The organism is Paenibacillus anaericanus, from assembly GCF_003994475.1.
Lineage (GTDB): Bacteria > Bacillota > Bacilli > Paenibacillales > Paenibacillaceae > Fontibacillus > Fontibacillus anaericanus.
In genome coordinates this window covers 179,450-194,387 of sequence record NZ_RZNY01000007.1, presented here as the reverse complement: position 1 = coordinate 194,387, position 14,938 = coordinate 179,450, and the positions used below count along the sequence as shown (strand labels likewise).

General features: G+C 43.6%; 11 protein-coding genes and 1 riboswitch. Of the genes, 9 read left to right on the top strand and 2 right to left on the bottom strand.

All coding sequences use genetic code 11. The features are described 5' to 3' along the window. Nucleotides 1-21: 21 nt before the first annotated feature. The 3 genes from EJP82_RS11040 (at nt 22) to EJP82_RS11030 (ending at nt 5,837) form a co-directional block, all read left to right on the top strand. A complete protein-coding gene (locus tag EJP82_RS11040) occupies nt 22-2,373 on the top strand; it encodes a glycoside hydrolase family 65 protein (RefSeq protein ID WP_246054045.1) in 2,352 nt (783 codons plus the stop codon). Nucleotides 2,374-2,926: 553 nt separating this feature from the next. Next, nucleotides 2,927-5,503, top strand: coding sequence for an ABC transporter substrate binding protein (locus EJP82_RS11035; RefSeq protein ID WP_127192102.1), 2,577 nt, complete (start codon nt 2,927-2,929; stop codon nt 5,501-5,503). Between the two features lie 22 nt (nt 5,504-5,525). Beyond that, nucleotides 5,526-5,837 carry a YciI family protein gene (locus EJP82_RS11030; RefSeq protein WP_127192101.1) on the top strand — a complete coding sequence of 104 codons (312 nt, stop codon included), beginning with the start codon at nt 5,526-5,528 and terminating at the stop codon, nt 5,835-5,837. Nucleotides 5,838-5,884: 47 nt separating this feature from the next. On the opposite strand, the gene EJP82_RS11025 is transcribed toward EJP82_RS11030, so the two are convergent. Beyond that, complete coding sequence (locus EJP82_RS11025) at nt 5,885-7,036, bottom strand: amidohydrolase (RefSeq protein WP_211350079.1); 1,152 nt, start codon at nt 7,034-7,036, stop codon at nt 5,885-5,887. Between the two features lie 130 nt (nt 7,037-7,166). Between EJP82_RS11025 and EJP82_RS11020 the strand changes: the two genes are divergently transcribed. Both EJP82_RS11020 and EJP82_RS11015 read left to right on the top strand, forming a co-directional pair. Next, nucleotides 7,167-7,454 carry an ArsR/SmtB family transcription factor gene (locus EJP82_RS11020; protein WP_127192099.1) on the top strand — a complete coding sequence of 96 codons (288 nt, stop codon included), beginning with the start codon at nt 7,167-7,169 and terminating at the stop codon, nt 7,452-7,454. Beyond that, nucleotides 7,455-9,983, top strand: a complete 2,529-nt coding sequence (locus tag EJP82_RS11015) for an FAD-dependent oxidoreductase (RefSeq protein ID WP_127192098.1) — start codon at nt 7,455-7,457, stop codon at nt 9,981-9,983. Between the two features lie 62 nt (nt 9,984-10,045). Here EJP82_RS11015 and EJP82_RS11010 read toward each other — a convergent pair whose 3' ends face one another. After that, entirely contained in the window at nt 10,046-10,720 is a 675-nt protein-coding gene (locus EJP82_RS11010) for an S-layer homology domain-containing protein (RefSeq protein WP_127192097.1), read from the bottom strand. A 340-nt stretch (nt 10,721-11,060) separates the two neighbouring features. Here EJP82_RS11010 and EJP82_RS11005 point away from each other — a divergent pair, with 340 nt between their 5' ends. The 4 genes from EJP82_RS11005 to EJP82_RS10990 all read left to right on the top strand — a co-directional run bounded on the left by EJP82_RS11005 (nt 11,061) and on the right by EJP82_RS10990 (nt 14,905). After that, complete coding sequence (locus EJP82_RS11005; protein ID WP_127192096.1) at nt 11,061-11,816, top strand: methionine ABC transporter ATP-binding protein; 756 nt, start codon at nt 11,061-11,063, stop codon at nt 11,814-11,816. A gap of 17 nt (nt 11,817-11,833) precedes the next feature. Then, entirely contained in the window at nt 11,834-12,496 is a 663-nt protein-coding gene (locus EJP82_RS11000; protein ID WP_370877650.1) for a methionine ABC transporter permease, read from the top strand. Nucleotides 12,497-12,593: 97 nt separating this feature from the next. After that, the gene (locus EJP82_RS10995) at nt 12,594-13,436 is read left to right on the top strand and encodes a MetQ/NlpA family ABC transporter substrate-binding protein (protein WP_127192095.1); all 843 of its coding nucleotides are present in this window, start codon (nt 12,594-12,596) and stop codon (nt 13,434-13,436) included. A gap of 209 nt (nt 13,437-13,645) precedes the next feature. Continuing rightward, a riboswitch (FMN riboswitch) is annotated at nt 13,646-13,799 on the top strand. Nucleotides 13,800-13,924: 125 nt separating this feature from the next. Next, the gene (locus EJP82_RS10990; protein WP_127192094.1) at nt 13,925-14,905 is read left to right on the top strand and encodes a DMT family transporter; all 981 of its coding nucleotides are present in this window, start codon (nt 13,925-13,927) and stop codon (nt 14,903-14,905) included. The last annotated feature ends 33 nt before the right edge of the window (nt 14,906-14,938 follow it).

The window sequence follows — 14,938 nt, the reverse complement described above, 5'->3', positions numbered from 1 at the left end:
ATAAGGAGGATTTATACACAGATGAAGATGAAACCATACGAGCATCCAGCAGCGTTATATCCGTACCATGAGTGGAATCTCAGTGAGGATCGTTATGATGAAGAGAACAACCAAAGAAGTGAGAGTGTATTCGCATTAGGTAATGGATATATTGGCATGCGTGGTAACTTTGAGGAAGGTTATCACGGTACAAGGGGTACTTCGGTTATCGGAAATTATTTGAACGGATTTTACGACTCAGAGCCGATTGTATACCCAGAAGGTTCATATGGAAATCCCACACGTAATCAGGCCATGCTCAATGTGACCGATGCCAAAATAATCGAGCTAACTGTTGAAGGTCATGCCTTTCATTTGAATAGCGGACAAATTCATGATTATAAGCGGGAACTGGATATGAAGAAGGGGATTCTGCACCGACTGGTAGAATGGGAATCACCGGCTGGTCATCGTGTACGCATACGGATTCGGCGTATGGTTTCCTTACAGCACAAACACTTAGCGGCTATCGATTATGAGTTGACGGCGCTGAACTTTGAGGGAGAGATCACTCTTACATCCATAATGAACGGTGAAGTTGCTAAGCAGGAGGCAACAGATGATCCACGGTTAGGAGGTGGAAATGCTGAGCCTAACTTATTGCTGGAAGATGCTAGGCATGAGGAACACTTCATTTGGATGAAACAAAGGACCCGGCATACTCAGTTTACTCTACTGACAGCTATGAGTCATACGATACAGTCGGTATCTGACGCGCAAATTTCGGAAACTTTGGATGGAGAGCGCATTTCAGCAGGGTTTACTCTCTCGATGCGGAATGGGGAAACGATATCATTTACTAAATATATCTCTTATCATACTTCCAAGGATTGTGCAGAAGATGAACTGCTAAGCGGAGCAGCAGAAGTGCTGCGGATGGCGGAACAAAGAGGATTCGAGGAGCTTGCCTCTGAGCAGCAGGCATTTCTGCATAAATTCTGGAATCGTGTGGACATAGAAATTGGCGGAGATCCGGCGCTTCAGCAAGGGATTCGCTTCAATGCTTATCAACTGCTGCAATCCGCAGGGCGTGATGGTGTGACAAATATTGGTGCTAAAGGATTGACTGGGGAAGGGTATGAGGGCCACTATTTTTGGGATACCGAAATGTACATTCTGCCTTTCTTTACGTATACACAGCCGGAGGTCAGTAAGGCGTTACTAGAGTTCCGTTATGCCACACTTGGCAAAGCGCGGGAGAGGGCCCAGGTGATGTCACAGAAGGGGGCGCTTTATCCATGGCGTACTATTGATGGGGAGGAGAACTCTGCCTATTTCCCTGCAGGCACGGCTCAGGCACATATAAATGCCGATATTGCCTATGGAATTAAGCAATATGTGCAAGCAACTGGTGATTATGACTTTCTCGTGACGAAGGGTGCGGAAATTCTGTTCGAGACATCGCGCTTCTGGGCTGATATGGGACATTTCAATCCTGCGAAAGGCGGGTCCTTCTGCATTGATGCCGTTACGGGTCCTGATGAGTATACAGCCATCGTCAACAATAATGCCTATACGAATTTGATGGTGCAGGATCAGCTATGTTATTCGTATGAGACTGCGAGGCTACTTCAGGAGCAATATCCGCATCATTATGAACGCCTACAACAGGAGATTGGTTTGACGGAAAGGGAAATAAGTGTCTGGTTAGACGCTGCAAATAAAATGTTTGTTCCCTTTGATGAGAAGCTAGGTATTTATGCGCAGGACGATACATTTCTCAGCAAGCAGAAGTGGGACTTCGACAACACTCCAGCGGATAAATATCCGCTGCTATTAAACTTCCATCCGCTGGTCATTTATCGTCATCAAGTACTCAAGCAGGCGGATCTCGTTATGGCCTTGTTCTTACTTGGGGAATGGTTCACGCTAGAGGATAAAGTTAGAAATTACAATTATTATGAACCACTTACTACGCATGATTCATCGCTATCTCCATGTATTCATAGTATTATATCCGCGGAGATCGGAGACTTGGAGGGAGCTTACTCCTATTTTGATCGTACGGTTCGTATGGATCTTGAAGATATCAATCGTAATGCCAAAGATGGACTGCACATGGCTGCCATGGCAGGTTCATGGATGTCTATCGTGAATGGCTTTGGCGGAATGCGCTTGTATGATGGTGTCTTGTGCTTCAGTCCAGCGCTACCACGACAATGGGAAAGCTATCGCTTCAAAATTCTGAATCGTGGGCAACTAGTAGACGTCTTCGTCGATGGGCAGGGAGCTGTTTATACTCTATTAGAAGGTGATGGATTAGAAATCAAACATAGAGATCATCCGCTGTTGTTATCCCCACAAGCCCCGGTTAGAGTTCCATTTGTAAAGTAACATCATTACTGAAGTACTGCTGAAATCATGATTTCAGTAGTACTATTTTTATTTATGGAGAAAAAGTCGGAGGTATCTGATGCCTGATCCAAATTAACTGGAAAACCTCCAGGTAAATGCTTCGGAAAACTAATATTCCACTATGTAACTGGAAATTCTCCAGTTATTTCAATCGATTGTTCATCATTGTTGGTAAAATCCACGAATTATAAGGAGAAATTCCAGTTAGTTCATTTCTAAATTCGGTCCTAGAACTACTTCCCCAACTATTCTCGACCCATCTTCGAACTCCCCACACACTCCTCTCGCATCCTCAACCAATTCTTAGCTCTATCTTCAAGCCATGCTAATTTCCTCCTGAAAGCCCCATCCGGCGCGGATTTATATGCTTAAATCCTCTGCAATAGCTTTAAAATTAAAGCATATTTTTGTTAAAAGAAGGAATAAGTAATAAGCCCAACGAATTAAGGTAGAAGTGAGTAATTTGTCGAATTTCCCCATTTTAAAAATTTAGGTATAGCTTAAGAGCGTAGATGAATGGGAGAGTGCACAGATGGATCAAGAGAGAATTTATCTCAGGATATCGAAGGTTTGGATTGCTGTATTGTTGATTGTGATAGGCCTCAGCTTAACAATATATCTTCCAGAAGCTGCTAATGCGAAGCAGACCTCAACTCAGAATGTATTGATCCTGAATTCCTACCATAAGGGCTATACTTGGACAGATGATCAGAATAACAGTATTGAAGCGAAGCTAAAAGGGGCGGAAACAACTCCAGTTATTTTTAGTGAGTATATGGATTGGAAACGATATCCGACAGACGCTAACATTCAGAATTTTTATGAGATGATTAAAGTAAAGTATGCAAAAATACATATTGATGTAATTATAGTCACAGACGATAGCGCGCTTAATTTTGCAATGAGGTATCGCAAGGAGATTCTGAATGAGGCTCCCATTGTATTTAGCGGGATTAATCGGGTTGGCCTGGAAAGTATAATAGACCAGAAGGATATTACTGGAGTAATTGAAGAGATTGATCCAACAGAAACCATACGGATGAGTTTAGAAATAAATCCATCGATTAAGAATATATATGTTGTTTATGATAATACAGAGAGCGGTATTTCCACAGGGAAATTAGTTGCTGAAAAGATCTCGTCGTTAGATCCTGGGTTGAATTTTATCCCTATGAATGCTCTCTCTAATGAAGAAATTATGATGAAGGTATCCCAGCTTGGCTCGGACAGCATTATTTTATTGACTACCTATTATAGCGATTCCACGGGACAAATTATTGAATTTGATGGCTTTGCAAGTGAAATAAGCTCGACAAGCAGTGTTCCTGTATATGGACTTTACGAGTATGCATTGAACCATGGAGTGATTGGCGGGGATCTCGTTAGCGGGATCAATCAAGGACATACTGCTGGGGATATGGCACTGCAAATTTTGCATGGAACAGCTCCCGAAGACATACCGATAGCTTCGAACAATTTGAACCGCAAGGTGTTTGACTTCAATGAGCTGCAGCGGTTTCATATTTCAATAAATAAGTTACCGAGTGACAGCGAGATTATTAACAAACCGTTCTCTTTCTACGAAACCTATCGAGGTCTTGTCCTTAGTATCATTGGAGTATTTGTTGTATTACTAGCGTTTATCGCTGTTCTAGTGTTCTATGTGATTCGAGATAAACGGATGAGACGGAAGCTACAAGTGAGTTACGAGGAGTTGGAGATTACTTACGAAGAGCTTACAGCTCTGCAAGATGAACTGCAGGAACAATACAACAAGTTAGTAAACAATCAGGTGCTGCTACAGACTAGTGAGGAGAAATACCGACATCTAGCCTATAACGATGTGTTAAGCGGTCTACCGAACCGACTGTCTTTAACGGAGGAATTAAGGACGTTCATAGAGCAACGTTCAGATGATCAGGCGGCATTGTTCTTTTTGGATATCGATGATTTCAAATATATTAATGATACAAAGGGGCACCCCTTTGGTGACCAATTGTTAGTTAAAGTTGGGGAGCGGTTGCAGGGTCTAGCGGATGGAAGTAGTAGTATTTTCAGACTCGGTGGGGATGAATTTGTTATTTTGCTACAGGAAACCACCATGTTTGCGGAGGTTATGGCTTATGCAGAGTCTATCGTTGAATACTTCAAGGAGCCTTTTTTGTTAAATGAAAGTCTTGTTTATATTTCAGCAAGTATAGGAATTGCTAGGTATCCTAAGAACGGCTTGAATGCGGAAGAGTTGATGAAAAATGCGGATATCGCCATGTATAAAGCGAAAGAGACGGGGAAAGGAACCTTTGTTATTTTCGGGGAAGCCTTGCAGCAGCATTTCGATGAACGGATGATCATTGAGAACCAATTACGAAATGTAATAGCGAATGATGAGCTTTCTCTACATTACCAGCCATTGATAGATCTTGGTACAGGTGAGAATTGGGGATTTGAGGCTTTAATCCGCTGGAACAGCCCTGTGCTTGGTTTTGTATCGCCGTTATCTTTTATAAAAATAGCAGAGGATTCTCGATTAATTGTACCTATTGGAGAATGGGTGTTGCGTGAGTCTTGCGGGTTTATTAAAGGGCTCCAGGAACAAGGCTACAAAAATTATCATATCTCAGTCAATATTTCAGTTGTTCAATTAATGATGGATGACTTCACGGATATGGTGCTTAAGATTCTGCGAGATACGGGACTTTCTCCACAATATTTGGAACTCGAAATTACGGAGTCTATCTTTATGGAGTCTTTCGAGGAGATTAGTAAGAAGCTAGAGTTCTTGAAGCATAAAGGGATCGGGATTGCATTGGATGACTTTGGAACGGGTTATTCTTCCTTAAGCTATTTGACGCAGCTACCAATTACCACTTTGAAAATTGATAAGTCGTTTATCGATGGTATCGATGCAGCAGACAATAGATCACTTGCCAGTTCGATTATAACGATGGGGCATGATATGGGGTTGTATGTCACTGCTGAAGGGGTTGAAACGGCAGAGCAATTGGCCTTCCTTGAACGTACAAAATGTGACAAAATCCAGGGATATTTCATCAGTAGACCGATCCCAGGACATGAAGTAGTCGATTGGGTTAAGGAGAGAGTAGGGTAACTTAGTAAAGGGAGTGATCTTAATGTACGTGACAAATGCAGAGGACTTACGTTATGTGATTTTATTGTCTAAGGTACCTGGCAAAGAGATGACTGAGGAATTGATCCGCGCTCACGTCCAGCATCTGAAGCAGCTGGACGGTCAAGGCAAGCTTGAACTCTGCGGACCATTTATTGGTTACCGTGGTGGTATGGTGATCATTAAAGCAACTTCATTTGAAGAGGCTAAGCAAATTGCCGAAGCAGATCCGTATGTGCAGGCAGGTGTTGAAACCTACGAGTTACGAACCTGGGAACTATCTTGTGAGGCCAACAATCATATGGGGATGGGATAACACAAGGAGCCCCATCAGCTTTATGCCGGAATCTATTTTCTCGCAGATTATGATTCTCTATCCTGTAGTTTCTCCAATGCGGCGAACGCCAATTTTACAAAATAGGTGGATGCGGGATAAAGTGCAGCATCAGCGACTTTAAACTTCGGATGATGTAGATCGTAAGGACCACCAGAGCCAATCATTACAAAAGCACCCGGGAGCTTCTCTTGGTAGTAGGCAAAGTCTTCACCAACTGAAGTGACCGGGATCGTCTTCGCATCATAGCCATGTTGTGTAGCAATCTCTAGCGATAAGTCGGCCCATTCGGCCGTGTTCATAACAGAAGGCGGACCTGGATGCCAGTTTAACGTGACTTTTGCATCAAACGATTCACCGATTCCCCGCAGTATTTGCTCCATACGCTTGCGAATATAGGAACGAGTCTCGCTATTAAACGTGCGAACGGTTCCCTCCAAATAGGCACTCTCTGGAATCACATTCCATGTTGTCCCACTGTGAATTTGTGTAATACTGAGCACGGCATTATCAGAAGAGGACACATTCCGGCTGATAATACTTTGAAGTGCCCCAATAATCGCTCCGGTAATAAGAATAGGATCATTACCTTCATGTGGCTTGGCAGCATGCGCGCCAACTCCTGTCACATGAATTTCAAAACGATCTACCCCAGCAGTTAGAGCTCCAGTCTTTGTTCCGAACTCACCCACCTTGAGGGTAGGATCATTATGCAGACCAAATATAGCCGATACATGATCCAGAATCCCCGTGTTCAGAATGTTTATGGCACCATGTCCAGTTTCCTCAGCAGGTTGGAACAGAATACGTACCGTCCCAGGTAAAATCATCTTCTGTTCATTCAGTAGGATCGCTGCACCGAGCATCACTGAGGTATGAAAATCATGACCGCAGGCATGCATAACGCCTTTATGTAGGGAGGGGAAATCCACATCTGATTGTTCCAGAATCGGCAGTGCATCAATATCTCCACGTAAAGCTATGATTGGACCGGGGAGATCTCCTTTGATTTCAGCAACTAGGCCCGTAGTTAATGGTAAATCACAAATTGAAATCCCGTATTGCTCGAGTACTGTGCGTATTTTATGTGTCGTTTCAAACTCTTGATTTGATAATTCAGGATAAGTATGTAGGTCGTGACGGAATTGTATCAATTGATCTTCTAATGGTTTTATTGTCATGATCATACTCCCTCTCTAATCCCTAAATAATAAATTACTGGAAATAGAATAGTCAATAAAATTTGCTTTATATATCGTAATATCGTAATATAGTGATATATAAATATAAGGTATGAGGAGATGGCATCACTTGGACAATAATTTCAAAGCTTATGATGAAGCCTCTGAACTGCTCAAAGCTTTAGCTCATCCGGTGCGTTTATGCATCGTCAAAGGCTTGCTGGAGAAGGGACGCTGTAATGTATCCCATATGCAGGAATGTCTCGATATTCCGCAATCTACCGTATCGCAGCATCTGCAGAAGTTACGGAATGCAGGGATTGTTGTGGCTGAGCGCAGTGGTTTGGAGATCAACTATATGATCAAGAATGACACCGTGATTAAACTAATTGAGGCTATTTTTGGGGAGGAACTATAAATGAGTAAAAAAGTATTAATTGTCGGCGGAGTTGCTGGAGGAGCTTCGGCAGCTGCAAGGTTACGCCGTTTGGATGAGGATGCACATATCGTCATGTTCGAGCGGGATCATCATATTTCATTTGCTAATTGTGGCTTACCATATTATATAGGAGACTCGATTAAAGAACGCAGCAAACTGTTGATTCAGACTCCAGAAGCCATGTACAAACGATTCAACATTGACGTACGGATTGAAAGTGAAGTGATCTCGCTTGATCCAAACTCAAAGACCGTCCGTGTTAGAAGTAAAGAACGTGGCGAATATGATGAAACCTACGATGCGGTAATTCTCTCACCTGGTGCTCGTCCGATTAAGCCGCCGTTACCAGGCATAAACGGGTCAGGGATTCATACACTGCGCAATATTCCGGATACGGATCGAATTAAGAAGCTGGTTACGGAACAATCATGCCGTACAGCCGTTGTAATCGGCGGGGGATTCATTGGGGTCGAGATGGCCGAGAATTTGCGGGAATTGGGTCTAGAGGTGACATTGGTCGAAGGGGGTCCACAATTACTAGCACCTTTTGATTATGAAATGTCAGGTAAGTTGTCAAAGGAACTGGAACAGCATGGAGTTAACCTTATTTTAAATGACGGTGTTGCATCTTTTGCTGAGCAAGGGACACAGACCTTAGTAAATCTGGCTAGTGGTACAGCGCTTATAGCTGATATCGTGGTGCTGGCGATCGGGGTTGCTCCGGATACTGGATTCCTGTCAGGAAGTGGACTGGAACTTGGGCCTAGAGGGCATATTGTCGTTAATGAACGAATGGAAACCAATCTTGAACATGTGTATGCAGTGGGAGATGCTATTGAGGTAACTGATTACGTGAGTGGGTTCAAAACCGCAGTTCCACTGGCTGGTCCAGCTAATAAACAGGGGCGGATTGCTGCAGATAACGTCGCAGGATTACCTACCACGTATCGCGGAACTCAAGGCACCTCGATCATCAAGGTATTTGGGCTTACAGGAGCTACAACAGGTAACAACGAAAAGACTTTAACTCGGCTAGGTGTTCCTTATCATGTCACTTATGTTCATCCCAATTCACATGCTTCTTATTATCCAGGTGCCATGCCTATGACCATCAAGCTATTGTTTAATGAGAGTGGAACGATACTCGGCGCTCAAGCAGTTGGTTATATTGGAGTGGATAAGCGAATTGATGATATTGCAACAGTTATCCATTTTAAAGGTAATGTGAGTGATCTTACTGAACTGGAACTGGCTTATGCTCCGCCATACTCTTCCGCTAAGGACCCCGTTAATATGGCAGGGTATACGGCTGAGAACGTAGTGAGTGGTAGGACTGCGGTCTATTTGCCAAAAGATCTGGAGTCACGCGATACTTCAAATACGGTGCTAGTTGATGTGCGGTCGGCAATAGAGCATGCAAACGGTCATATTCCTGACTCGCTGTTAATTCCAGTTGATGAGTTGCGGAGCCGTCTGGGTGAACTCGATAAGAATAAGGAAATCTGGGTATATTGCCAAGTAGGTCTCCGTGGTTATACAGCCTCGCGGATTCTAAGCCAACATGGGTTTAAGGTAAGAAATTTGACCGGAGGTTACAGTACCTATTTAATGAGCCAATATCAACCGGCGAGCATTACGGGAGAAACAGGAACCGGATCTGCTGGGTCTGCTGCTAATGCTCAGCCGAGTATATCACCTGATAAAACAGCGAAAGAGGAAGTTGCAACAGCACTAGAGGTGGAGACATTCGAAGCAAATGTTAATGTTACGCTTGATGCTTGCGGACTCAGTTGTCCTGGACCCTTAATTAGAGTCAAGAAGCAGATGGACCAAATGCAGGATGGAAACGTTCTAAAAGTCACAGCCTCGGACCCTGGATTCTATGAGGATATTAAGGCCTGGGCGAGAATGTCTGGTGCTGAAGTACTGCAAATCGAGAGAAAGCCAGAGGGTATGATCGAGGCTTATTTGCGAAAAAAAGCAGCCAATGTTCCAGCGGAGAATACAACAACAGCAACTGTACAAAGTTCGACTTCACGTGAAGGAAGTACAATGGTTGTTTTTAGCGGCGAGTTGGATAAGGCGATTGCCTCATTTATTATTGCAAACGGGGCTGCAGCTAGTGGTAAAAAAGTTACGATGTTCTTCACCTTCTGGGGACTTAATGTCTTGCGCAGACCTGACAAAGTAAACGTCCCTAAAAGCTTCATCGGCCGCATGTTTGGAGCTATGATGCCACGGGGAAGTCGCAAATTGGGCCTGTCCAATATGAATATGTTGGGAGCCGGTTCCATCATGATTCGTAAGGTGATGCAGTCCCGTAACATTGCTTCACTTGAAGAACTCATTCAATCTGCGGTAGACCAAGGCGTTGAGATGGTTGCCTGTCAGATGTCCATGGATGTCATGGGAATTGTAAAGGAAGAACTGATCGACGGCGTCAAAATTGGTGGAGTTGGCTATTATCTAGGCCAAGCCGATCAATCCGGGCATAATCTATTTATATAATATAAAAAATAGGGATACAGTACATTCATATGAATGTCTGTATCCCTTTCTATAGGTACAACCTATTCTGTTGACGGAGTCGGATGAGCTGCCAGGTATTCTAGTGCCTGATTAATAAGTATGGCGGCATCTGCACGAGAAATTTCAGCTTTAGGGTGGAATTTACCGTCTGCATCAAGCTTGGTAATGCCAAGTACAAGTGAACGTTGAACAGTTCCTTGATAAGCGACTTCTAGTTCGGTGTCATCTCCGAAAGCAATAGGAACTATCTTAATCTTAGGCAGTTGACCCTGATGTTCCATTGCCAAAATTAATTGGTGTGTGAACTCCTCACGGGTCATTTTATGAACTGGATCGAAGTCAGCAGGCAAATCGAATCCATGAACGGATGCAATGATCAAGGCTTGGGCATACCAAGCATCGTTCTTAGCTATTGTAAAAAAATCGGTGACCTCAGGCATTTTAACAAATGAGATGGCATTCAAGTTTAGGTCAAGGGCATTGACTATGAGCTGCACGCTTTGAGCACCAGTCAATGTAGCTTCCGGTGAAAATTTATCGCTACTTGTCCCATGTAGGATTCCCTTTTCTTGCAACAATATAATGCTGTCTTTGGCTGCAGTACTGCTTATATCAGCAAAAGAATTCGTGGCAGCGAAGCTTGATCCTGCAAATGACAGGGACAGTACGGCAACGGAGGAAATAGTTGCGGTTAATAGCTTGCGTTGGAATGACATGAAATCACCTCTTCTAGTTGGATGGATAGTTATATTCATTCTGACGTGGATATTATAGGAATGTTGCATCAGGCTCTAAACAGCAATCAGTGCTGCGATATATTCAAACAAATTTGGAAGCAACAGCGAGCGTAAGGATAATCCGTCCGCGTGGCGGTCATTAATCTACGGTATATATATTTTCTTGAACTGATTGTACTATTGATCCGGAATTAAATAGTGTAATATTATTAGTGACACAGCAATGCATATAGTCTATAATTAAGCCAATTATCCATATAAACAGCTAACGCAAATAATTAGTACAGTTTTTCAAGTCGAAAATAAGGGGGAATTCCTTATCATTTCGCTGCAACAGGTAAGCAAAAGGTATGCTCTGCGGGAGGGGGACTTTGAAGCCGTTAAATCTGTCACTCTCGACATTGCAGAAAGAGAGATTCACGGGATCATTGGTGAAAGTGGTGCAGGCAAATCCACACTTCTACGAATGATGAACGTTCTGGAACCTCCAGACGAAGGCAAGGTTATGGTTAATGGGGCTGACTTGACTCAAATGTCAGAGATACAGCTTCGTGAGGCGCGCAGATCGATCGGTATGATTTTTCAGCAATTTAATCTACTACATAATCGGACAGTGAGTGGGAATGTTGCCACTCCACTTGAGCTAGCGGGCATTCCCAAGAAAGAGCGGGCACTGCGTGTTGCCGAGTGCTTACGATTTGTTGGTTTGTTAGATAAGGCGGATCAGTATCCTGCTCAGTTAAGTGGAGGGCAGAAGCAAAGGGTGGCGATTGCTAGAGCACTCGCTAATCATCCCCGAGTGCTCCTATGCGACGAACCCACGTCTTCACTTGACCCCAAGACCACGGTGGAAATATTGGAAGTGCTGAGACATATTAATGAGACATTGGGCGTTACGATAGCCATTGTCACACATGAGATGGATGTGGTCAAAAGGATCTGCCACACCGTGTCCGTCATGGAGAATGGTTCAATCACCGATACCTTTGCTTTGCAAGGGCGTAGCAGGGATTCGGCGCTTCCTCTTCCGCCATCATTTCGGGAACAACTGTTAGGTGAAGCGGGGGATGCATAGTGTTTGACTTGTCTGTCATGCTGGATCAAGTGGTCAAATATCGATCCGAGATTGTCGAGGCGATCGGAGAAACATTCGTGATGGTGGGGATTTCCATTGGTGCGGCAATCCTGCTCGGGCTTCCTATAGGTACTTTGCTGTATCTGTGCCGGAAGGGACAACTTTACGAGAACCGTTCTGTATCTCTTGTGCTGAATAACCTAGTTAATATCATTCGCTCATTTCCATTTTTATTACTTGTTGTCTTTATGATTCCGCTAACTCGTCTTCTAATTGGAACGGCGATTGGAACACTTGCGGCTTCCGTTCCCTTGGCAATAGTAGCGATTGCTGTTTATTCCAGGTTAGTGGAGCAATCGTTGTTAGAGGTTCCGCGTGGAGTTATCGAGGCGGCGCAATCCATGGGGGCATCCAAACTGGAAATAATCATAAAGTTTTTATACGTAGAGTCACGCTCTGGCTTAGTACTAGGCCTTACAACCTCCACGATTAGTTTTATTTCTTACTCGACTGTAGTGGGAGTAGTGGGGGGCGGGGGAGTTGGCGACTTTGCGATCCGCTACGGGTACCAACGCTTTGAGACGGAACTCATGGCAGCTATGATCATCTTGATGATCATTTTGGTCCAAAGCATCCAATTCATTGGAGGTTTTATTGCTAGAAAGTTGGATAGAAGGTAAGCGTTAGGTAGCAGCGACCGAATGGATCGTTTGTCCAAGGAGCAGTCACCTACCGACAGAAAATGGTATTTAATACACATAGGGGGTAAATTTAATCATGAACAAAAAAATGATGTCGATGCTAGTGCTACTAATGGTTGTTATAGCTGGTTGTGGTAACAATCAAGCGAAAGAGAATCAACCGGAGCAGGACAAGAACAATACACCTGCACAAACAGAAACAACCCTGAAAGTTGCGACCTTGATTCCACCCATGACGGAAATTCTAGATGTGGTGAAGCCACTGCTTAAGGAAGAAGGGATTAACCTTGAAGTTGTTGTTCTATCAGATAACGTTCAGCCGAACGATGCGCTTGCTAATAAAGAAGTGGATGCGAACTTCTTCCAGCATGTCCCTTATATGAATCAATACAATGAGAATAAGAATACAGAACTCGTTCCGATTCAGCCGATTTATAATGCGATCTATGGTGCTTATTCTAAACGTTACAAATCAATGGAAGAGTTACCTGACGGGGCGACCATCGCGATTGCGAATGATCCTACCAATATCGGCCGTTCGCTCGTCATGCTCGATAAAGCCGGAATAATTAAGCTGAAGGAAGGCGTTGGCATTCAAGCTACACAAGGCGACATTATCGAAAATAAGAAAAAATTTAAATTCGAAGAGGTCGACCTACTGATGCTTGCTCGTATGCTGGATGATGCTGATTTGGTTCTCATGACACCAGCTTATGCCAGCCCACTTGGATTGACGCCTAAGAAAGATGCACTACTTACAGAAACCGATGATTCGGAGTTCGTGATTACGCTAGTGGCTCGTGCAGATAATCAGGATTCTGAGATCATTCAGAAGCTTGCTAAAGTGATGTCTGGTCCAGAAGTGAAAAAGTTTTTAGAGGAAAATTACGACGAGATTGCCGTACCTGCGTTTAAATAATTGAAGTTTTCTGTAGATTTTTTTCGCTCTCCACAGATTGGTGGATTACAAATGGGTAAAATGATGCTATATTAATGTAAGTGAATATGTATTTCATGAAACTAAAGCATTTTTCAATTCAATGTGACTTACTTAACAGAGAGTGGATATTTGTCGCAGTACAATGAATACAGTTCATATCATTAAATACAACTACAATTCAATTGAATATGGATCTTCGGGGTAAGGTGAAATTCCTGACCGGCGGTGAGGTTTGTTCCTAGTGAATGAACTATAGCCCGCGACTCGTCATTGGATAACGATGACGACTGACTTGGTGTAATTCCAAGGCCGACGGTAAAGTCCGGATGGGAGAAGATCAAAGATATAGCATGCCGCAGCTTTATTTCCTGTGCAAGCTTATTTGATCAGCCCCTGTTACTGTCGATGATTTGTCGATAACAGGGGCTTTCTGCTGTAGACCCCATATTCAAGAAGGGGACAGACAAATGGAGAACGTAAGCGCAAATGTTAAACCAGCATTGATGAAAAGAGATTCAGCAAGAGGTGGATTTTGGTTAGTCGTATTAGGAGCAGCACTATGGGGAGTTGATCCTCTATTTAGGATCCTTCTGCTCGATACGCTCACCTCGGCGCAAATTGTACTACTCGAACATGTCATTATTGCCTTAGTGATGTTTCCGTTAATGTGGAAGAACCGTAGTGAATTACGTGGTCTGGGATGGAAACAGGTTGGGGCGTTGCTCTTCATTTCGTGGGGTGGATCAGCTATAGCGACGGTGCTCTTTACCATGGGACTGACTAACGGAAATCTCAATGCCGTTCTTTTGTTACAAAAGCTACAGCCATTATTCGCAATTATTCTAGCTAGATTGTTACTGAAGGAATCTTTGCCTCGCTATTTCTTCCCACTGGCCTTGGTCGCATTGGGTGGTACGTACTTGTTAACCTTCGGTTTTACTTTACCTATAGGTCATTGGAAGGACTTTGTCCAAGTAGGTAGCTTGTTGTCGCTAGGAGCAGCCGCTCTCTGGGGTGGATCAACGGTTATGGGACGTATGATGGTAGGCCAAATGAAATATGAGACTGTGACATCGTTACGTTTTATTCTCGCTTTACCGATATTGCTCGCTCTCACTTGGAGTGAAGGAGCAGCATGGAATATACCATCAGGTACATCTGCTATTGCGGGCGTTTCGCTAAATCTACTCGGGCAGGCATTGTTGCCAGGATTACTCAGTTTGTTAGTGTATTATAAAGGACTGACTACGACAAAGGCTTCGGTCGCGACTTTAGCTGAACTCAGCTTCCCGATGGTAGGGGTGCTTATTAACTGGATCGTGTTTCAAGAGATGATCACTCGTCCACAAATTGTTGGCTTTATTCTGATCTGGGGAGCGTTGTTCGTTATATCTAGACAGGGACAAGGCAAAGACGAAGGAGCAGGTACAGCTTCCATTCAGAAATAAAGACCCAGTTTTTAATCGAATGGATCTATTGCT